Annotated in this window: 16 protein-coding genes and 1 pseudogene; 9 read left to right on the top strand and 8 right to left on the bottom strand. The window is 62.3% G+C overall.

What is annotated here, in order from left to right; genetic code table 11:
• Nucleotides 1-122 precede the first annotated feature (122 nt).
• A complete protein-coding gene (locus J6497_RS05870) occupies nt 123-1,154 on the top strand; it encodes an LLM class flavin-dependent oxidoreductase (protein ID WP_225703300.1) in 1,032 nt (343 codons plus the stop codon).
• Here the strand turns inward: J6497_RS05870 and J6497_RS05865 are convergent.
• The 4 genes from J6497_RS05865 to J6497_RS05850 all read right to left on the bottom strand — a co-directional run bounded on the left by J6497_RS05865 (nt 1,151) and on the right by J6497_RS05850 (nt 6,208).
• Nucleotides 1,151-3,724: a two-component system VirA-like sensor kinase gene (locus J6497_RS05865; protein WP_225703299.1), complete on the bottom strand. Its 2,574-nt coding sequence runs from the start codon at nt 3,722-3,724 to the stop codon at nt 1,151-1,153. The genes J6497_RS05870 and J6497_RS05865 overlap by 4 nt on opposite strands.
• Entirely contained in the window at nt 3,721-4,545 is an 825-nt protein-coding gene (locus J6497_RS05860) for a cytochrome-c peroxidase (RefSeq protein ID WP_225703516.1), read from the bottom strand. The genes J6497_RS05865 and J6497_RS05860 overlap by 4 nt, the downstream gene beginning before the upstream one ends.
• A gap of 215 nt (nt 4,546-4,760) precedes the next feature.
• On the bottom strand, nt 4,761-5,015 hold the full coding sequence (locus J6497_RS05855; RefSeq protein WP_225703298.1) for a hypothetical protein: 255 nt from the start codon (nt 5,013-5,015) through the stop codon (nt 4,761-4,763).
• A gap of 350 nt (nt 5,016-5,365) precedes the next feature.
• On the bottom strand, nt 5,366-6,208 hold the full coding sequence (locus tag J6497_RS05850) for a response regulator (RefSeq protein ID WP_376708168.1): 843 nt from the start codon (nt 6,206-6,208) through the stop codon (nt 5,366-5,368).
• 673 nt (nt 6,209-6,881) lie between these two features.
• Here J6497_RS05850 and J6497_RS05845 point away from each other — a divergent pair.
• Nucleotides 6,882-7,730 carry a helix-turn-helix domain-containing protein gene (locus J6497_RS05845; RefSeq protein WP_225703297.1) on the top strand — a complete coding sequence of 283 codons (849 nt, stop codon included), beginning with the start codon at nt 6,882-6,884 and terminating at the stop codon, nt 7,728-7,730.
• A 559-nt stretch (nt 7,731-8,289) separates the two neighbouring features.
• On the opposite strand, the gene J6497_RS05840 is transcribed toward J6497_RS05845, so the two are convergent.
• The 3 genes from J6497_RS05840 to J6497_RS05830 form a co-directional block, all read right to left on the bottom strand.
• On the bottom strand, nt 8,290-8,955 hold the full coding sequence (locus J6497_RS05840) for a response regulator transcription factor (RefSeq protein WP_225703514.1): 666 nt from the start codon (nt 8,953-8,955) through the stop codon (nt 8,290-8,292).
• Between the two features lie 16 nt (nt 8,956-8,971).
• Nucleotides 8,972-9,373 carry a response regulator transcription factor gene (locus tag J6497_RS05835; protein WP_225703296.1) on the bottom strand — a complete coding sequence of 134 codons (402 nt, stop codon included), beginning with the start codon at nt 9,371-9,373 and terminating at the stop codon, nt 8,972-8,974.
• Nucleotides 9,374-9,442: 69 nt separating this feature from the next.
• Nucleotides 9,443-11,395: a PAS domain-containing sensor histidine kinase gene (locus J6497_RS05830; protein ID WP_225703295.1), complete on the bottom strand. Its 1,953-nt coding sequence runs from the start codon at nt 11,393-11,395 to the stop codon at nt 9,443-9,445.
• A gap of 191 nt (nt 11,396-11,586) precedes the next feature.
• Here J6497_RS05830 and J6497_RS05825 point away from each other — a divergent pair.
• From J6497_RS05825 to J6497_RS05815, 3 genes and pseudogenes are all read left to right on the top strand, one after another.
• A pseudogene (locus J6497_RS05825) lies at nt 11,587-11,999 on the top strand (MMPL family transporter); the annotation flags it as partial.
• A gap of 417 nt (nt 12,000-12,416) precedes the next feature.
• Nucleotides 12,417-13,436 (top strand): patatin-like phospholipase family protein, encoded by a 1,020-nt coding sequence (locus J6497_RS05820; RefSeq protein ID WP_225703294.1) that lies wholly within the window; start codon nt 12,417-12,419, stop codon nt 13,434-13,436.
• Nucleotides 13,437-13,440: 4 nt separating this feature from the next.
• Nucleotides 13,441-14,895, top strand: a complete 1,455-nt coding sequence (locus J6497_RS05815; RefSeq protein ID WP_225703293.1) for a GntP family permease — start codon at nt 13,441-13,443, stop codon at nt 14,893-14,895.
• Between the two features lie 39 nt (nt 14,896-14,934).
• Here J6497_RS05815 and J6497_RS05810 read toward each other — a convergent pair whose 3' ends face one another.
• The gene (locus tag J6497_RS05810) at nt 14,935-15,870 is read right to left on the bottom strand and encodes an AEC family transporter (RefSeq protein WP_225703292.1); all 936 of its coding nucleotides are present in this window, start codon (nt 15,868-15,870) and stop codon (nt 14,935-14,937) included.
• Between the two features lie 97 nt (nt 15,871-15,967).
• On the opposite strand from J6497_RS05810, the gene J6497_RS05805 reads away from it, so the two are divergent.
• The 4 genes from J6497_RS05805 to J6497_RS05790 all read left to right on the top strand — a co-directional run bounded on the left by J6497_RS05805 (nt 15,968) and on the right by J6497_RS05790 (nt 20,602).
• Complete coding sequence (locus J6497_RS05805) at nt 15,968-16,849, top strand: LysR family transcriptional regulator (RefSeq protein WP_225703291.1); 882 nt, start codon at nt 15,968-15,970, stop codon at nt 16,847-16,849.
• Nucleotides 16,850-17,061: 212 nt separating this feature from the next.
• Entirely contained in the window at nt 17,062-18,213 is a 1,152-nt protein-coding gene (locus J6497_RS05800; RefSeq protein WP_225703290.1) for a M15 family metallopeptidase domain-containing protein, read from the top strand.
• 126 nt (nt 18,214-18,339) lie between these two features.
• On the top strand, nt 18,340-19,848 hold the full coding sequence (locus J6497_RS05795) for a L,D-transpeptidase family protein (RefSeq protein ID WP_225703289.1): 1,509 nt from the start codon (nt 18,340-18,342) through the stop codon (nt 19,846-19,848).
• Between the two features lie 226 nt (nt 19,849-20,074).
• Nucleotides 20,075-20,602 carry a hypothetical protein gene (locus tag J6497_RS05790; RefSeq protein ID WP_312010228.1) on the top strand — a complete coding sequence of 176 codons (528 nt, stop codon included), beginning with the start codon at nt 20,075-20,077 and terminating at the stop codon, nt 20,600-20,602.
• Nucleotides 20,603-20,638: the final 36 nt, after the last annotated feature.

Below are 20,638 nucleotides of genomic sequence, written 5' to 3'. Positions count from 1 at the left end.
GACTAGTCATTATGTCGCGGTGTATCCAGCCGATGCCTGCCTGTCCGGGCCGGCCCTCCCCCCGCTAAAGCTTGGAAGCTCTCAAGGCGCTGCGCTAAGCCGTGCCAGACCGGAAATGACAAATGACTACATCGCTGGAATTTGGGCTCGATACCTTTGGCGACGTCACCCGTGACGCCGCCGGCGCACCGCTGCCGCATGCTCAGGTGATTCGCAACGTCATTGATGAAGCGGTCCTGGCCGACGAAATCGGGATCGATTTCATCGGCCTCGGCGAGCACCATCGCGCCGATTTCGCGATCTCCGCGCCCGAAGTGGTGCTGGCGGCGATCGCGGCGCGCACCAGGCAAATCCGGCTTGGCTCCTCCGTGACGGTGTTGAGCTCGGACGATCCGATCCGCGTCTTCCAGCGCTTCGCCACCGTCGATGCGGCCTCGAACGGCCGGGCCGAGGTGATCCTCGGCCGCGGCTCGTTCACCGAATCCTTTCCCCTGTTCGGCTTCGACCTCAACCAGTACGAAGCACTGTTCGAGGAGAAGCTCGGCCTGTTCGCCGAACTGTTGAAGCAGGAGCCGGTGACCTGGCAGGGCAAGCTGCGCGCGCCGCTGAACAGCCAGCCGGTGTTTCCGCCGATCGAGCACGGCCGGCTCAAAACCTGGATCGGCGTCGGCGGCAGCCCCGAGTCCGTGGTGCGCGCCGCGCGTTATGACCTGCCGCTGATGCTCGCGATCATCGGCGGCGATCCGAAGCGGTTCGCGCCCTCTGTCGAACTTTACCATCGCGCCTTCAAGCAGCTCGGCCGCCCGGTCAAGGCGATCGGCGTGCATTCGCCAGGCTATGTCGCTGATAGCGATGAGCAGGCGCGCGAGGAACTGTTCGCCGACTACAAGGCCATGCGCGACCGCATTGGCAGGGAGCGCGGCTGGCCACCGATGGGCCGCGACGAGTTCGTGCGCGAGGCCGAGCATGGGTCGCTCTATGTCGGTTCGCCGGAGACGGTCGCACGAAAGATCGCCGCGACCGTCAAGGCACTGGGCATCGCGCGCTTCCAGCTCAAATACTCGGCCGGCCCATTGCCGCACGAAAGGCTGATGCGCAGCATCGAGCTCTACGGCCGCAAGGTGGTGCCGCTGGTCCGCGATATGCTGGTCTAAGGCTTGGCATGAGGCTGCTGCCGCCGCGGGCCGATTGGACGCCGTAGCCGCGAGGACAGAGATGGCGGATCCGTTGGTTCGGCACGCAACGAGCGGACCTGCGGTTTTGCTTCCGGCTCCTTGCGTGCTGAGCAGTTGCTGAGCGCAGCCGCGACTTCCGAGGTGACAAGCGGCCAATGCACGACGTCGCTGATGCCGGCGGTCACCAGAGTGTCGGCTCCGATTTCTTCGGTCGATCTCGCCGCCAATACGATCGGAAGATGTGGCGCCGCCGCGTGCAGCGCCGCCGCCGCTTCCACCGATGCCGCCGCCGATCCGAAATAGCCGACGATCGCCGCATCGAACCTGTCGGGCTTGGCGCTGCATGCGGCGCAGGCTGCGGCGGCGGTACCGAATCCAACCGGTTCGTAGCCAATCGCCGCCAGCATTTCCTCGTCTCGCAGCAATCGCGCCTGATCGCTGGTGACCATCAGCACGGTCTCGCCCTTTCCCACCGGCAGCATCGCTGGCTTGACGTCCGAGATCGGCGCGGCCATCGCCACGCAGGGCAGCCAGACCTCGAAGCGGCTGCCCTTGCTGGGCACACTCTGCACGTTCATCACCCCGCCATGCTCATGCACGATCTCGCGCACAGTCGCCAGCCCCAAGCCGTTTCCGGAGGAACGCGTGGTGAAGAACGGCTCGAAGATCCGCGCCAGCGTCGCCTCGTCCATGCCGCGGCCGGTATCCGTGACCACGATGCAAACATAGCGACCAGGCGGAAGCGTGTCGTGGCTGAGGGAACGGACTTCGGTGACTTCGCGGGTATCCATCGCTATTTCAATACGGCCGTGATCGCCGATCGCCTGGGCGGCATTGTTGCAGAGGTTGAGGATCACCTGCTGCAACTGCGCGGGCTCGCCGGACACGATGGCGGTTGCGAGCGGCTCGCGGATCGCAAGATCGACGTTGGCAGGCAGCGAGACGTTCAAAAGCGAAACCGCCTCCGTCACGAGGCTATGCGCGCTGAGCGGCCGGCGGCGCGCGTCGCGGTGGCGTCCGAACAGCAGGATCTGCTCGACCAGATCGCGCGCCCGCTCAGCGCCGCGGCGAATCGCTCGGAGGTTTTGCGCGAAGCGGTTGTTTTGGCCGAGATGCTCCTCGATCACCTCGGAGTGGCCGAGGATCCCGCCCAGGATGTTGTTGAAGTTATGGGCGATGCCGCTGGTGAACGTACCGATCCGCTCCATGCGGCGCGCCTGCTGCAGGCGCTCCTCAAGACGCCAGCGTTCGCGTTCCATCGCGTGCCGCCCGACGGCGTACATGATGATATCGAGCGCCATGCGCAGGAGACTGAGTTCGACGGCATCCGTGACCCGGCTCGAGCGACCGATGGTATCGAAACCGAGCCCAACGGTGGTGCCCTCCTGGTCGACGCCCGTCACGCAGGCCCATGCCCCGAGGCCCACATCCGCCAATGCTTTTTTGTCTTGGCCGATCGGCAACGAATTGACGTTTGGGATGTGCACCACGCCGTCCACGACGGGTGTGAACCGAGCCGCAAGTGCCGGCGCGGCTTCCGGCCAGCCGGGTGGAAAGTCCTTGCCCGCCCTCGACCAGCCATACAGCCGCGAGGCAGCTCCGGACCACACCACATAGGTACGGTCGCACCCGGTGCACAGCATCAAGTCGGCGAGCGCCCGTTCGATCTCGCCATCAAGATTTTCCGGCAGCACGTCGATGAAGCGCATCGAAATGCCCGCGATCACATGCTCAAACGTGGCGCGGCGCTCAAGCGCCTTGGCATGCGAACGTACGCGAAGACCGAGGTGGACCAGGAACGCGACAAGGACCAGCGACGTCACGTAGAGCAGCCAGCGAAACTCACGCGCCATCGTTCTGGACTCGTTTTGCCGCACAAGGAGCAGGCTGCGGAGCTGCTCCTGCTCCAGCCGCGGCTGGATCGCCCGCATCTCCTTCAGCACGCCATCGACCGCCGGCAACAGGCCCTGGAGCAACCGTCCATGCGCCAGCAATGGTCCGATGACATCGCCGTCGAACGGGCGCGCCTGGTCGGCGAGGCTGTCCAGTCGTTCCTTGACCTCGCGCACCGCGCTGTCCGACGTGTCGAGGGTCAACTGCAGCATCGCCGCCGCGGCAGCGCTGATCGAAGGCCCGAGATCGGCCGCCGTCGCGTGAAGGCTGAAGCGCTCGAAGAACGTCAGCGAATTGTGCAGGAGCGCATTGTCGCTCTTGAATCGTTCGACGAGTTCCTCCTGCCGCGCAAGCGATGCCTCGAGGCGGCCTACCGCCTCGCTCGTGTCGGCGGCGATCACCGCCGACTGTCGCAAGCGGTCCAGCGATTTGTGCAGGGCGTTGACCTCGCGGACCAGCGGATCATAGTTGCGCAACGCGCCGGTGCGCGCAGTGAAGACATCGCGATAGAGCGCGCTATCCAGCATCGCAAAACGATCAAGCTCGGCAAGCGCGCGATCGAACCTCTCGGCCTCCGGATTAATGGCGCGCAGCGACAGCCAGGTCAGCAGCAGGACAAGCGCGAATACGATCGTCAGGGCGCGAATCGGCGTCATGGCGGCGCTGCCTTGACGGGTATGCCGCGGTAGTTTCCGGTCAGCGTCTGCAGGAACGCGACAAGCGCGGAGACCTGGTCATCCGTCAAACTGCGGTCGAGCTGCGCTGCCGCCATCTTGCGCACCGTCTCCTGGAGCGTGGCGGCGCTGCCGTCATGGAAATAGGGCGCCGTCGTCGCCACATTGCGCAGGCTCGGCACGCGGACGACATCAGGCTTCGCGTGGACGAGCGGACGGAATATCCCCTGGCGCTGGAACAGATTGCCGCCGACATTGACTCCCTGGTGGCAGGAGACGCAGCCAAACGACTTGAATATTTCGTAACCGTGAAGCTCCGCGGCCGACAATGCGGACGTCTCTCCCGCAAGCCAGCGATCAAAGCGGCTTCCCGGCGTGATCAGTGATTTTTCAAAGGTCGCCAGTGCATCGAGGAGGCTCGACCGGTCCGGCGCGCGGCCGTAGGCGGCGCGAAACTGTCGCACGATCTCGGGATCGGCGTTCAGCCTGCCGACGACGTCCTCCACGCTGGTGGCCATATTGGCCGGATTTTCCAGGGACGATTCGGCCTGCGCCTCGAGCGTGCGGAAATTGCCTTCCCAGTTCAGGCGGAAGCTGAGCGGCGCGTTGAAGATCGTCAGCGTATCAAATGGAGCTTTTGAACCGTCATGTCTCGCCATCGCGTACTCGCGGCCGGTGCCATTGGTATTAATGTCATGACAAGAGGAGCACGCCAGCTTCCCGTCATTTGACAGGCGGGTGTCCGCAAACAGCCGCTCTCCGAGGGCAAGCTTGAGCGGATCGGCCGCGGGGGGCTCCGGGATGGGCGTGATCGGTTCTTGATCTGCGATGGGAATTGGGCGCGAAGCTGGAGCAGTCGGAATAGTTTGTGTGGCTGCGCCGGTGGCAATCAGCAGGAGCGCTGCGCAAGCCCATGGCGGCCAGCGGCGAGCGCGCAACGTTCCCGCCACGGCAGGCCCATGCGCAGCCGCAAGATTCACTCGGCTTCGCCGAAATCCGGCCAACGACCATAACCGCATCATCCCGGACGACTCCCGCGTCTTTCCAGATATGCGATGTTGCTATTATCGGCATCGCCTCGGCCTTCGAGGCTTCGCAACTCGATGGCGGAAGATGAATCGTGGCCACGCGGCTCGTCGGGCTCCAGCAGGTAAGGATACATGCCTTGCGCATAGGCGGCGCAACCCTCCAACACCTGGGCTACCGTCCAGGACAGCACCGAGAGAATGACGCTGTGGAATGCGACGTCGCTGCAGACGGCGAAGGTTCCCACGACTCTCAACATCAGCCTCGAGGGCCACCACAATGCATCATTCACGGACGGCCGCTCGCTGACCGGACTCGCGTGCGTCGTCACTGGACGCATCGGGTATCGGCGGGCCGTGCTCGCGCGGCGTTCGGTCGGCCACCGGCTGGCCGGCAATTTTTTCCTGTCCAACTTCATTGACATCTCCCGAGGATTTTTCACCCTCGAGAGATTGCCGCTTGCATGTTGCGACAGCATTCCAGCCCCGGAATTAAGGGCTACCGTTGTAATGGAACCCGCCGTCCCTCCGGGCCCGGATCTCAGGGGTGTCGAGGCAACGCTTGCGGCTATCCGCCGCATGGCGCGGCTCTCCATCGTCAGAGCCGTTCGACCGACAGCGCGAAGACATAGCCGACGCCGCGCTCGGTCAGGATGACCTTCGGCGTGCTCGGATCGCCCTCCAGCTTGCGGCGCAGACGCAAGACCTGCACGTCGATGCTGCGGTCGAAGACATCCTCGTGCACGCGGGTGGCCTGCAGAAGCTGCTCGCGCGAGAGCGGCCGTTGCGGCGCGTCGAGGAAAGCGACCAGCAGAGCATATTCGCCCTTCGTCAACGCGACCTGCGTGCCGTTCGGATCGGAAAGACGCCGGCTGCGCCGATCGAGTTGCCAGCCGCCGAACCGATAACGGCCTTTCTCTGGATCGCGCGGCGCGGTCTGACCGGTTTCGCGCCGCCGCAGCACCGCGCGGATCCGCGCCAATAGCTCTCTCAGGCCGAACGGCTTGGTGATGTAATCGTCGGCGCCGAGTTCCAGGCCGACCACGCGATCGATCTCGTCGCGGCGGTGGCCGGTGGTGATGATCACCGGCACGTCCGAGTGGGAACGGATTTCGCGCAGCAGATCGAGACCATCTTCCTGGCCAAGCCGCAGATCGAGGATGACGAGATTCGGTTCGCGCGTGACCAGCAGGCCGTTCACCTCGTCCCGCCCCGACGCGGACAGCGCACGAATGTCGTGCTCCTCGAGATAGTTCATCACGAGGTGCCGCATGGTACGGTCGTCCTCGACCACAAGGCAGGTCGGTTGGCCGCGCTCCGCACTCAGGTTTTGATCGGACCGTGTGTGTTGGTCGGACCCGTTTCCGCTGGCTCCGCCTCCTTCACTACGTTCAGGCCGACCGTTGCGGTTAGCCGCGGCAATTGCGGCATTCAAACTCATTGCGTCTCTCCCGACGCCCCCTGGCCGCGCGGTATAGAGCACAGTATTGCACGCTACAGCACACATTTCAGCGAGCGCATCCAGCATCAAATATCGTTGAACGTGCCTGGGATAAGCACGGTTCATCACAAGGTAGTGGCCGCGTTGAACCAAGGCACGATTCGCGCGGAAGACACGCACTCCTTTCGGCGAGCTCAGGCGCCTATGGCGTCTTCGGCCGCTGTACCCTACGATCTTAGAATCGTTCAAAGCGGAAATCCCTAACCTGGTTTGGTTTCATTCCCGTTGAGCAAAGCTATGTCTCTCTGAGCCAAGCTCTCTGAAGCCCAGCTCTCTCCGCTGTCCGATAAGTCCAATGATGCGCGGGTGATTGCGGCATCGGTCGATGAGCGTTTTGCTAAAATGCTTCTATACGACATCACCGCTCAATTTTTTTTCAATGACTGTATTGCGCTTGATCGCCGCGACACCATCGTTATCAGGTCTTCGTGAACATCTCGCCAACGACCTGTTCGTTACTTCTCGCGATCCATACCAATGTATGACACCACCGTGAGGCAAAGCGGTCCATATTGTTAGCCATCCGATAGTCGACGCCAGTCGAGCTTGAGATTTCAGGAGGCCAGATATGTCGTGCCATCCCGCGCAATTCCTCAGAGAGCGATCCGTATCGATGTCTGCAGCCGAGCTTTTGGACAAGCGCTTAGCGACCGCAGTCCAGCAATCATCAGAGCAGGCAGCGCGGCCGGATAGCACGGTCATTGGCGTCGATCTCAAGCATCTTGGCGTTTCTGTGCGCGTTGTGCCGGCCAACGGAAGACATACGGCGAACGCCGGAGCACCTGAGACCGAGCGCGCTCTTCATATCGCAGAAGTAGGAAGGGATGTGGAGGTATCGCTGAGCTTTGACGGCCTCGTGAGCAGGGCAATCCGGGACATGTCGAAAGCGCGGATGGAGCAGGATCCGGTGGTGCGGCGGCTGTCCGAAGCGCTCGCCGCAGCGGAGAGAGATCAGTCGGAGTTTGGAGGAATCTACGCGGATGCCATCAGGCTGGTCACGGTAGCGAGGATGATCAGCGCCGACACGACGCCGGCGTCGCCTGTGCAGGCCAGTCGGGACGGCGGGCTGTCAAAGTGGCGTCTCAAGCGCGTCGTGGAGTACGTGGCCGAGCATCTCGACGAGAAGGTGACGTTGGCAGACATGGCCGCTGCTGCCCGCCTGAGTCGGATGCATTTTGCCGCGCTGTTTTTCCGCGCAACCGGGCTGACGCCGCATCAGTATCTGCTGAAGCAGCGCGTCTCGACGGCGCAGGAAATGCTGCGGACGACCGACAAATCGATCGTCGACATCGCGCTGAGTGTTGGGTTCAGCACCCAGGCGCACTTCACCACCGTCTTCAAGCGTATCGTCGGACAGACGCCATTGAAGTGGAGGGAAGGCAGGTCGGCAGAGCCGCGGCTGCCGTCATACAGGCGATTTGGCGCTGACGAACGAACCGCTGAGGGACCTCAGCTGGTCTGACGGATCCATGGCGATGGTGCCTGCCTGTAGCCCACCCTACGCATTTTCGGTGCCGGCTCCTCGATTGCATGACCCCACGCCAAGCAGCCACACCTTACATCTGGACATTAAACCTTGGTGTTAGCCGCGAATACCGCGACAACTGCGCGACCTAACCAACCAGTATAATCGACGATACCTCGCGCCCTTCGTAAAACACCGCATCAAAACATCGCAGTGACCCGGCGATCGGGAGCGTGGAAATCATGAACCGTCGATTGAAAAACTTCATTATCAGACGCCTCGCGGTTCTCCTGGTCTCGTGGCTGCCGACGTCGTCTCATTCGTTTGGAGTCGAGAGCACGAACGACGCTGCGCTACGCCACGTGCGCCAACCTTCCCTGAATTCGCAGGTAAGCCGAAGCAGCTTGGTTTCCCTGGATTCGGGATGCTGCTCGAAGGTGGTCCTGCAGCGGCGATATGATCGCGTTGTCAGCAGAGGACTGGACGCAACTCAGGTTCGCATCGACCTTTAGCGCAGTGAAGGAGCCTTGCTGATCGAAGACCGCTGACGCCGAGGTCAGCTATCCCGGGCTGGCTGCTGATCCGCCGACGCCTGCCGAACACCAAGCGAATCGGCCATTCGCACGAGGTCGGCGAGAGATTTGGCCCGCATCTTGCGCATCATGTTGCCACGATGAATTTTCACCGTGATCTCGCTCAGTGACAGGCGCCAGGCGACCTGCTTGTTCATCAGACCTGCCGTGACAAGACCCATGACTTCCCGTTCCCGGGGCGTAAGCGAATCGTAGCGCAGCCGGATGCTTTCGTCGCGCCGGGCCTCCGCGCGTCGCCGCTGATCGCGGGAAACGGCCTCTTCGACGGCCGCGAGAAGCGCTTCCTCCTCGAACGGCTTTGGAAGGAAATTGATCGCGCCCGCCTTCATGGCGCGGACGGTCATTGGTATGTCGCCGTATCCGCTGATCAGGATTACCGGAAGGGAGGCATCGCTCTCGACCAGTTCCTGCTGAAATTCGAGCCCGTCGGCCTCTCCCAGGCGAATATCCAGAATCAGGCATGACGCGGAGTTGATGGCCTCGGATGCCAGGAACTCGCCGGGCCCTGCGAAGGTGTCGACCGAGTAGCCGACCGCACGCAGCAGGCTGCTGAGCGAATTGCGCACGTCGGTGTCGTCGTCGACGACGCAGATGAGAGCAGTACCGATCGAACTCTGTGACGCACTCATGCTGTGTAGGACCGGGTCATTGGAATGTCGGGGGAGGTCCTGATTGCGAAGGGTCGCCCAGGATTGCTTCCACGTCGTGGAGCAGAATCTCGGGATCGACGGGTTTGTCAACAAAAGCCGCGGCTCCAAGGCTTTTTGCCTCGGCGCGCGCCTCTGGCGTCGAATAGGCCGTCATGACGATCACGGGGACGCCGACCCCCCGGCGTCGTAATTCTCTGTGTAGGCCGAGGCCATCCATGCCCGGCATGTGCAAATCGGTGATGACGCAGTCGACATTCGCGACGGAGGACGACTCCAGGAAGTTCTCGGCCGCGCCAAAACTCTCCACACGCAGACCTACCGAGCGAAAGAAGCTCGATATGCTTTCTCGCACGTCATCGTCATCGTCAACGATGCAGATCGTGGATCCCTGTGGCACTAGACAGCTCCTTCCGAGCAGATCGCCCGGTATTTCCGTCGGTATGACCGGATTCTGTCCATTTTCCCATCATATCAAGATATTAGGTTTCGACCAGCGCGCCTCCGTCGGGATGTTTAACGGGAGCGTGAACCCCACGGTTGCTCCCCATCCATCATTGTTGGACGCCGAAACACGCCCTCCCTGCCCTTCTATGATTGTCCTGCAAATGGATAGTCCAAGACCCATGCCATCGGACTTGGTAGTAAAGAATGGTTCAAAGATACGTTCGGGGTTGCCCTCGATCCCGGTGCCGCTGTCCTCGACCGCCACTTTGATGAAATTCTCGGCATTGCCATCAATCTTCACGCGGATCTCGTGCGGGCGGTCGGTGACTTCCCGCGTCGCATGGAGCGCGTTCATCAAGAGGTTCACGATGACCTGCTGCACCTGCACGCGGTCGCATACAATGGGGCCCCGGATGTTGGCCTCCTCGATGCGGATGGTCGCCGCCGCAGCGCGCGCTTCCCGCGCCAGCAGGGAAACGGCGTCCTGTACCAAGGCGCCCATGTCGACGGAGCTTGCCTGCGGCGCGGTTTTCTTGGCGAGCGCGCGCACCCTTCCGACCACCTCCGCGGCCCGGTTGCCGTTTGAGACGATCTTGTCCAGACAGTCGGCCACTTCCGTGAGGTCGGGATCCGGCCGAGTAAGCCAGCGCTTGCCCGACTTTCCATAGTTGATGATGGCCGCAAGCGGCTGATTGACCTCATGCACGATCGAACCCGCAAGCTGACCCAGGAGAGCCACGCGCCCGGCGTGAGCGAGTTCGACCGAGGTCTGCTCGATCTTCGCCCGAGCTTCATTTCGCTCGGTGACATCGAAGGCCATGAGGAGCACCCTGGACCAGTCCTCTCCGTCTGGCAGAACGGATACACGCAGCACGGCATCGATGATGCGCCCATGCAGCGTGGCACACCGCGTCTCGATCTCTGCGAGCGAAGAACCGGCGGCTAGCGAAGCAAAGACATGCGCGATGGCCGGTTCGGAATCCGGCAATTGTCCGAGAACCACGTTGCCGTCGGTCAGATCGGCGACCGTATCGGCTTCAAACATCGCGAGCGCGGCGCTGTTGGCGTTGTAAATCCCAATCCCGTTTGCCGCCGCGCGCAAAATCCGCGGATTCGACAATAGCCACGATCTCCACTCTTGGCGTTGCCCGTTGCTATCCAGAATTAGCCGCATGGCCTTGCTCAGGTCGCATTCCAAGGCGGCAAAACCCGCCGAATTGAAGATAGTGCTGTAACGTTGCTCAGAGCTCCGTCTCTCCGCCAGGGCGCGACGGCTCTCGGTCAGATCGGCGCTGGTTTCGATGATGCCGACAGCCTGACCGTCCGGATCTCGTCGCTCGAGCCAGCGGCTGGCAAGAATGAGCCGTGTGCCATCTCGTCGCGTTCGGATGATTTCTCCCGACCAGGTTCCATTTTTTGCAAGAGACGCGCTTATTTCCTCTGTCGGGACGACCGACGCGAGGAGGTCGCCACAGCGCTTGCCCAGCGCCTCGCCACGTGTCCAGCCATAGAGCCTCTCTGCCCCTTCATTCCAGTACCGGATAATGTCCGATCGATCTCGAACGACGACGGTGTCGTGCGAGAGTTCGAGGATCCTTGCCTGCTCGGCCAAGGTAGTTCTCGCGGACCTGTCCCTGAGCGACAGCAGCACCGTGATCGCGACCGCGACGAGACTTACGATATAGCGCAGCAGGGCCCCGCCCAAGGGATCGCTACCGTGACCCGCGAGGAATGCAATCGTCGTGAGCACGGCCGCGACACAGCCGCTGGCAATCACGAACCTGCGGCCGAGCGGCGCAAGCGTCAGCACCACGCCCGTGTACAGCACCGCGACAGCGCCATCGATCGGGCTCAGCGCATCCACCATAAAGATCAGCGCCGACGCAACGACCGCCACAAGGAGCACGAATTGCCCTCTCCGGGTGCTGATCGTCTTGAGACTACCTTGCTTTGGACCACCGCTGTTGGCCGCCATGTCAATCCTCATCAAGCCCGTGCGGGGGCCGACTTTTATCGTTTCCGGTCGAGAGAATGATCATACCTAGGTTTGAATTCTCGTTCCCCTGTTTTGTCTGTACCTGGGAGCCTGAACCACATCCGCGAGTACCGTGCGAATTTGAAACGCTCATGCGAACCTCGGAAGACAGGATTTCAGTGCGTCGCGCAACCTTCGGTCCATTGTTGCTGGCCGGCGCGGTCACGCTGGAGATATGCACGCTGACCGGCACGGCGATGAACTTTGCAAACATCATCGCCTTGCCGCTGCTGCTTGGGGTCGGCGTCGCCTTCAAGATCTACTACATCATGGCCTGGCGCGAAGGGCAGACAGGGCTGCTGCAGTCCAGCCTCACACGCGCCGTGATCTTCAGCGCCATGACCACCGGGGTGGCGTTCGGAAGCATGTGGTCATCGAACTACCGGGCATGTCGAGCATGGGCAGGATGATGGCGCTTGCACTGGTGCGCACAATGGCCGCCGCCGTGCTGTTCCAACCGGTCTTGATGGGACCACCGCGCCAGGTCAGAGCGGCGGCTCCAGCTCAGCGGTCGGCCGCCCCATTGCCGCGCGCGGCCGAATAAACATTGAGTCGAATGTCGGCCAGCCCTGGTCGCTTGCGAGGATCATGGAACCCGGCGACGATCTTCCTGAAGGCCTCGCAGCCCCGGTTTGGTTGCATTCATGCGAGCCGGTTCACATTCGACGCCGGCCCTTTCGTGCTATCTTTGTCCATCGCAGCCGGACGGAGGACCGACCATGCGTTCCGTTTCAGCCGAGTGGCAATCTGCTTCGATAGCTCCCTCTGACGAAGATCTCGAAATCTGCGCACTGAACTATGATGGCATCGTCCATGCGCTTCCTTTCCCTTGCCGCAGGGACGGATTCAACTGGGTCGATCGCTCGGGCGGAGCGCACGTTGATATTCATCCAACCCATTGGCGCAAATGGACTGAACCGAACTAACCCATCGTCAGGGTCGAGGCGGTCAGCATGAACGCATGAACCGAAGCCCGGTGCTCATAGACCTGGCGCTCCAGGGCGGAGGCTCGCATGGTGCGTTCACCTGGGGCGTCCTCGAGCGGCTGCTTGAAGAGCCGTGGCTTCAGATTGCGGGGATATCCGGCACATCGGCCGGGGCGATGAATGCCGCTGTGCTGGCGGATGGCTGGACCGAGGGCGGCGCCGCCGGAGCACACGAGGCCATGGACAAATATTGGCGTAGCGTCTCGCGCGCTGCTGAATTCAGCCCGCTGCAACGGTCGCCGCTCGACCACCTCATGGGACGATGGTCGCTCGACACCTCTCCCGCCTATGTCTTCACCGACTTGATGTCGCGTGTGCTGTCGCCCTACGATCTCAATCCGCTCGGCTTCAATCCGCTGCGAGAGATACTGGCCCGGGCGATCGATTTCGAACGTCTCCCCGGCTCGCCGATCAAGCTCTTCATCACCGCCACGCGGGTGCGGACGGGTCGCGGACGGATCTTCCGCAACGCGGAGATAAATGCGGATGTCTTGCTGGCGTCGGCTTGCCTGCCAACCATGTTCCGCGCCATCGAGATCGATGGCGAGCCCTATTGGGACGGCGGTTACGCGGGCAATCCGACGATCACGCCGCTTGTTCGCGAGACAGATGCGCACGATACCATCATCGTGCAGATCAACCCGACCGAGCGGGCGGAGCAACCACGCACCGCCGCGGAAATCCTCAACCGCCTCAACGAGATTTCATTCAATTCGCCGCTCGCGAAGGAGCTGCGGATGATCGCGCTGCTTCGTCAGGTTGCCGACCCCGGCACCGGCGAAGGCGCGCGTTGGGCACGAATGAAGACGCACCGGATCAAGAGCGACATGCTTGCGACGTTCGGCGCGTCATCCAAGCTCAACGCCGAATGGGCGTTCGTATCCAAGCTGCGCGAGGAAGGACGGCGGGCTGCCAATGAATTCCTCGATACGCACGGCGCCGATCTCGGCGTGCGCTCGACCGCCGATCTCGACATCCTGCTGGCGGAGTGTTGAAGCCATGGGACTTCTCGGCATTCTTGTCGGGCTTGGCCTGTTGATCTGGCTTGCTTTCCGCGGCTGGAGCGTCCTGTTGCTCGCGCCGGTCGCCGCACTGATGGCCGCAGCCTTCGGTCGTCAGCCGCTGCTCGCCAACTGGACGCAGACGTTCATGAGCAGTGCGGCGGAGTTTCTCGCCCAATTCTTTCCCATCTTTCTGCTTGGCGCCATCTTCGGGAAGCTGATGGATGACAGCGGAGCGGTCGTCGCAGTCGCGAACTTCATCACCCGCAGTCTGGGCGAGCGCCGGGTCATCCTGGCCGTCGTGTTCGCGGGTGCACTGGTCACCTACGGCGGCGTCAGCCTCTTCGTCGCATTCTTCGTGATCGTTCCGATGGCCGAGTCGCTTTTTCGCAAAGCGGCGATTCCGCATCGCCTCGTGCCTGCGTCGGTCATTCTCGGCACCTCGACTTTCACCATGTCGGCCATGCCCGGCACGCCGTCGATTCAGAACGCCATACCCATGCCCTTCTTCGGTACGACGTCCTTCGCGGCGCCGGGCCTTGGCCTTATCGCGTCGATTATCATGCTGGGCATCGGGCTATGGTGGCTTCATCGCGCCGAGCAAGCGGCGCGACGCGCAAATGAGGGCTACGGCGACACGCCACCGCCAACTCCCGAATATGTAGCCGATGATGAACGATTGCGCGGGCGGGCTGCAACCGCGCGGGAATTCGATCCGGCGGAGATCCGCCACGGGCACCACAGCGAAGTGGCAGCGCCGGCCTTCAACGCCATCCTTCCCTTGGTCGTGGTTGTCGCCGTCAATCTCGTGATGTCGCTCGTTGTCCTGCCGCGGCTCGACTTCTCATTCCTGGCCGAACAACGTTGGGGGAGCACGTCGCTATCAGCCGTTGCCGGTGTCTGGTCGGTCATCGTCGCATTATCGGTAGCGATCACGACAGTCATCCTCTGCAACTGGACGCGACTGCCTGCACTGCGGCAAACCATGGATGCCGGGGCCAATGCGTCCGTGCTGCCCGCCTTGAGCGTCGCGAGCCTCGTCGGTTTCGGCGCCGTTGTTGCCTCCCTCCCCGCCTTCGACGTGGTGCGGGACTGGGTGTTAGGCATTGAGGGCGGTCCGCTGGTGTCGCTTGCCGTCGCCACAAACATTCTTGCGGCGTTGACAGGGTCCGCCTCGGGCGGCTTGACGATTGCGCTCGATGCGCTGGGTCAGACCTACATGAGCATTGCCGCGCAGGCGGGGATTGATCCCGCGATTTTGCATCGCGTCGCAGTGATCGGCTCGGGGACGCTGGACATTCTGCCCCACAACGGCGCCGTCGTGAGCTTGCTCGCGATCTGCGGCCTGACACATCGTGAAAGCTACCTCGAGATTGTGATGGTCGGAATCGTGAGTTCCATGATCGCTCTTGCTGCTGTGATCGCAATCGGCACCGTGTTCGGCTCGTTCTGAAGCCGCAACGCGGCGACCAGCTACATCGACCACAAGAAGCTATCCGGCCAAAGCGAGATACCCGCTTACGGTCAGAATGGATGCAGCAGTGGAAGCAAGGATAACGTTGGAAGTAATATCAGCCTCACGCTGATAGAACTCCGCCAGCATGAAGGGACCTGTCCCGGTCGGGAGAGCAGCCAGCAGAACGGCAACGTGAGTGAGCAACGGTGAGAGGCCGAACACCGCGGTCGCCATGACCCAGGTGACGGCCGGCTGCAGGACAAGCTTGAAGCTGACGAGGAGAGCTGCCGATCCGATGTCCTGCTCGGTGGTCTCCCGCTTCGCTGCGAGGAACAGTCCGAGCGCGACGAGCGCGCAGGGCGAGGCCGCACCGCCCAATAGTTTCAGGAAGCTCTCTGCTGGGCCGGGAACACTGAGCCCGGCGAGCGGAATGATCGCGCCCAGAACAGGCGCGACAAGCAAGGGATTGCGAAGCAGCGAACCGCCTACCTTGATAAAAAGGTGTCTGCGTCGCTTTTCAGTCTGCAGGCCAGTTTCGATCAGCACGATGGCAATCGCAAAGAGGATGCAGACCGTGATGATCGTCGCAATGAGGGTCGGCGCCAATGCCTCGCGGCCAAGCGCCACGAGCGCCAGCGGGAAGCCGACAAAGCCTGTATTCGCGTAGCCCGCATTCAGGCCGTCGATCGCGGCATCGGCCAGGTGCCGCGGGCGACGCAGGCGAACGGCGATCGTCAGGCCGAAGACAAGCGCCACGCCGATGCCGAACGCCGCGATAAAGCCCGGCTGCCAGACATCGCTCCATTGTGCGTGGGCGATGACGTCGAAAAGCAGGGCCGGAAGCGCAAGGTACACCACGAAGCGATTCAGCTCCGTCGTCGCGTGGGGGCCAAGGACGCCGATCCGGCGGGCGAGCCAGCCCGCGAAGATCAGCGCGAAAATGGGCAGCACGGTGGTGAGGGTCGAGAGCATCGGAAAGCCTGGCTTTGAAATTGCCGGTTAGCTCTATCCGGCAGCTCTGATATCATCCAATACCGATTGACACCCCTATCCATACCTTATCGGTATCATGATCGACATCAGGCAGATGCGCTATTTCGTGGCCTTGGCCGAGACGCTCCACTTCGGGCGCGCGGCCGAGCGCCTCCACATTAGCCAGCCGCCGCTGAGCCGACAGATCGCAGCGCTGGAAAAAGAGCTTGGCGTCCGTCTGTTCGAACGTCACTCACGGCGGGCGACGCTCACCCACGCCGGTCGGCGCTTTCTGGAAGACGCACGAGCGGTGCTGATCGGCTTCGACCAGGCCTGTCGCAACGCGCGCCTGGCCGAGCGCGGCGAGTTGGGCGAGCTTTCCGTCGGCTTCATGATGCACGCGGCCTACACCGTTCTGCCGGGCCTGGCGCGGCGTTACATGGCCAAGCACCCCAAGGTGCGCGTCGAATTGCGGGAGATCATCCCCGCCACCCTGGCCGATGCTGTGCTGGCCGGGCAATTCGATGCAGCCATCATGTTCAACCCTGGCCCCATTCGCGGACTGGAGACGCACACGATTTATCGCGAGCGGTTGTGCCTGGCAGTGCACTCAAGCCACCCTCTCGCCCACCATACGGTGATCCGCGCCAAGCAGCTCAATGGCGAGCCTCTGATCGCTACCCCCACCGAGGTGGCACCGATGCTGCGCGAGGCGATTGTCGGGTACTGTCGCTCCGGCGGGTTCGAGCCGACGTTCAGGCTCGAAGTCGCACTTCAGCAGACAATCGTGAACCTCGTCGCGGAGAACCTTGGCATTGCCCTGGTGCCGCAATCCATGGGGCAGCTCGGCATTGCGAATCTGGTGCACCATAAGCTCGAAAAAGCTCCGACCATCGAGCACGTGATCGCCTGGCGGCCGGGCAACCTTAATCCAGCGCTCCAGCCATTCCTTGCAGAAGCGCGGACCATAGCCTCGTAACAGGTGAGTGCGTTGCCGTTTCTCGTGCGCTTATGACTAAAATCTAATTTGCATTTGTCTGAAAGACAGCGTTGCGCTCGGGCAACAGTTCCCGGAAAAAATCACAACCTGCGATTTCTGCCATTGTACATCCACATCTTGATCCAAAAGATCAGCACTGTCGCTTGGCTGGGCAGCTTGGCTCAAGTGGAGCCCTTTGGAGGCTACGGGACATGACCCCGCGGCAATTTGCGACGGTGGCGCCGGCGCTATGCGGAACGATCGTTCTCGCAGGTTGGGTTGTCGCATCGCTTGGTGGCTTAGGTTCTGCCAGTATCGAGAGCGCTGGCGCAGTGCCGATCGAGGACCACCGCGCACCATCTCTCACCGCCAACGCCGAACCGGCCGACGCACCGCCGGCAACCGCAATGGGCAACGTCGCTGCCGCCGACGTGGCGGCGGCCGTGGAGTCGGTGAAGGGGATCGTCACCGATGCGACGCCGGCGTCGGACGAACCGGAACCCATCGTCGAAGCCGCGCTGCCCGATGCGTCGCAGACGCTGGCGCCGGATGCCGGGCCCATGCAGGCCGCGACAGCGAACACGCCTGACTCGGTGCCAAACGACGCGGGGGCGGCTGTGAGCCGCATCGAAATTCTCGACGAGTGCCTGGTCGTCGACATCTGCGTCGACCGGTACCTGTGGGCACTGTACCAACGGACGCCCAAGGAAGACACCAACAAGGTGTATGAGAAGAGGAAAGTGACGGTCAGGAAGAAGGGCAAGACGGTGACTGTCACCAGAACCTTTACCAGGCTAGTCGATGCGGACTTCACATGGAAGGATCCGAAGGCGGCGGAAAGAGCCGGCATGCCGATGATGGACTACGTGATCGGAGGCATGGATCGAAAATTCAAGCTGAAGCTCTTTCATACGCTTCACGCGGCGGAGCAAGCCGGGCTTTCACCGGGCATCACCAGTGCGTTCCGCGATGACTATCGTCAAGCGATCGCAAGCGGGCTGAAGGCGGCGAGTAACAGGTCGTACCATGGCGGAAGCTTGCGCGGCGGCTATGGCCACGGGCTTGCGGCCGATATCGTGAGCGTCAAAGGTACGACACGGGCGCAGCGATGGATTGCCAGTGAGACCCTCTGGAAATGGGTCGATGCGCACGGGAAGGAGTTTGGCATCGGGCGACCGTATCTCGATAGAGATCCGCCGCATGTGGCTCCCATCGACGGCAAGGAATATATTGCTCGCCGCGGAACGAACGTTCGCCACGCGGAAGCGGACGTGAAAAAGCGCGCCAAACCGGTGATGCGCGCCGATCGCAGCGTGACGAAACGCACAAAAAACGCAAAAGCGTCGAAGGGGAGAACGATCTAACCCCATTCAAGCATGCGCTCTAACGACGCGGGCAGGCTCTGCCGAATTCCTCAATTGTGCCGCTCGAATGTTCCAAGGACCATACGAGTTCGGACCGAGCCGATTGGCGCCGCAGATGGGACGCGCATGATTTCTCGCTTCGTGAAACGTAAGCGCAACCAGCCGTTGCGGCCGGCGTATCTCCTCATCGCCGCTCTGGCCGCGCTGATCGCGGCTGGAGACCATGCAGGGGCCAGGGGCGGCCGGAGTGAACGCCGGGTCGAATCCGTCGAGTCGCGCATCGCCGGCGACCCGCTCATGGCCATCGTTTCGCTCCAGGACCAGCGGATCACCGTTTACGATTCCAATGGTTGGATACTGCGTGCACCGGTGTCGAGCGGTCAGAAGGGACGCGAAACGCCCGCCGGGATCTTCAGCATCATCCAAAAGGAAGCGGAGCACTATTCGAACCTCTATGACGATGCCTACATGCCGCACATGCAACGCATCACCTGGTCGGGGATCGCGCTCCATGGCGGTCCCCTGCCCGGCTATGCCGCCTCCCATGGTTGCGTGCGGATGCCCTTCGATTTCGCCGAGCGTCTGTTCGAGAACACCCGGCTCGGCTTGCGGGTGATCGTGGCGCCAACCGATGTGGCGCCGGTTGAGATCGCCCATCCGGCTCTGCTCAAGCCGAAGCCTGATGTCGTCGCTTTGGCCGCAGCCCGTCGCGCAGAGGCCGATGAGGCGGCCGTAAAGGCGGATCAGGCGAGGCTCGCCTCCGCAAAGGCTTACCGGGAATCCACGCAGGCCATGATGCCGGTGCGCGTTGCAGAAAATCTGAAGCGCAGAGCCGAGACGCAATTGGCCGCAGCCGAGGCTGCGCTTGGCTCCGCCACCTCGCCCGAGTCAAAAGAACAGGCTGAGCGCGCCAAGGCGCAGGCGGCCACCAGGATCGCCGAGCTGCAGGAGCAATGGGCCGCGGCAAAGGCGGAGCTGCAACCGAAGCTCGATGCCGTCACGACTGCGCGTGAAGCCGCCCTCGCCGCGGAGAATGCACGGATTGCGGCGGCCGAGGCAGCACGCCAGGCGGCACGCGAGCTCGAGCCGGTATCGGTGCTGATCAGCCGCAAAACCCAACGGCTTTATGTCCGGCGGGCATTTGAACCGATCCTCGAGAGTCCTGTCACCATCCAGGATCCCGATCGTCCGATTGGCACGCATGTGTTCACCGCCACGGAGCAAACCGACGGCGGCACCGGAATTCGATGGAGTGTTGTTTCATTCGAAAGCAGCCGACCGAACGTCGGCATCGCTGAAGCTCACGATCCGGCGCGCGGGCACAGACGTCACGAGGTTGAGCCAAAGAAGACGGAACCCAGCGCAATAGCCGCACTCGACCGTGTCGCCATTCCGCAGGACGTATTGGATCGCATAGCCGGCGCAACGCCACGCTCGTCCTTGGTCATCACCGACGAGGCGTTGAGCTCCGAAACGGGGAAAGGAACGGACTTCGTGGTCGTCATGAGCGGCGAACCGCAAGGAGGAATCAAGATGCGACGGCGCGCGCCACCGAGCGAATTTCCCTATGCGCGCGCACGCGATCGCCGCCCATTTTGGAGCCCGCCATTCGCCGGTCCGTTCTCCACGTGGTGAGGCCGTGCTTTTCACACCGGTAACGGTACAACGCGACGCGTATCGCAAAAACGTGGTGATGCGACGGCAAGTAGCGCCGCGCTGGCATTCTTGATATCCGGAGCGTATAACTTACGGACACTTGGCGGTAGTGCGGATGTCGGCTTTCTCAGGCGGGCGAGGTCTCGCGGTCATTTTGGCGACGCTCTGTCTGGGCGGGCGAGCGGCGCACGCCCAAGTTGCCCCCATGACATATTGGACTCCTGGCTGGCCCCTCGGCTTTGACAATGTGACGGTCGACCAGAGTGCGAGCACTTATGGCAACTTTCCGAGCTTCGACGCTCGCCGCAGCGGCTTTTCCTATACGCGCTATAATTTCCCCAACGGCTGGTTTGTAGGCAGCGAACGCGGCGGCACGGGTTTCAGCGGCCTCAACCAGAACGCAATCTTTGGCAATTTCGGCTCGCTCTATACTGAAGGCGTGCAGTTCGGCTACAGCTTCAAGAATGCGGGCGGATTGCCGCTCACGGTCTATGCCGGTTTTGACACCTTGAAATACCATACTGGCATCGGCAGCCCCTTCGCTCCCTTCGACTCCGTGTCCGGCACGTTGCCCGGCTATAGCGCGCATGCGGGCATCGAAATCCAGCCGGCGTCAAATCTCAGCCTGTCATTGGGCGTCGGCTACACCCAGCAGTCGGGGCGCATCGACAGCGACATCAATTCGTCCTTGTTGCCCGGCGCTTCTCCGTTTGCGCTCGGCGGTCGCCGCTAACGCACGCGGGCTTCAGGGAACCCAGCTCCAGCGAGA

Source organism: Bradyrhizobium cenepequi (assembly GCF_020329485.1).
Classification (GTDB): domain Bacteria; phylum Pseudomonadota; class Alphaproteobacteria; order Rhizobiales; family Xanthobacteraceae; genus Bradyrhizobium; species Bradyrhizobium cenepequi.
Note: the sequence above shows the minus strand (reverse complement) of the source record. Positions and strands in the feature narration are given on the sequence as shown.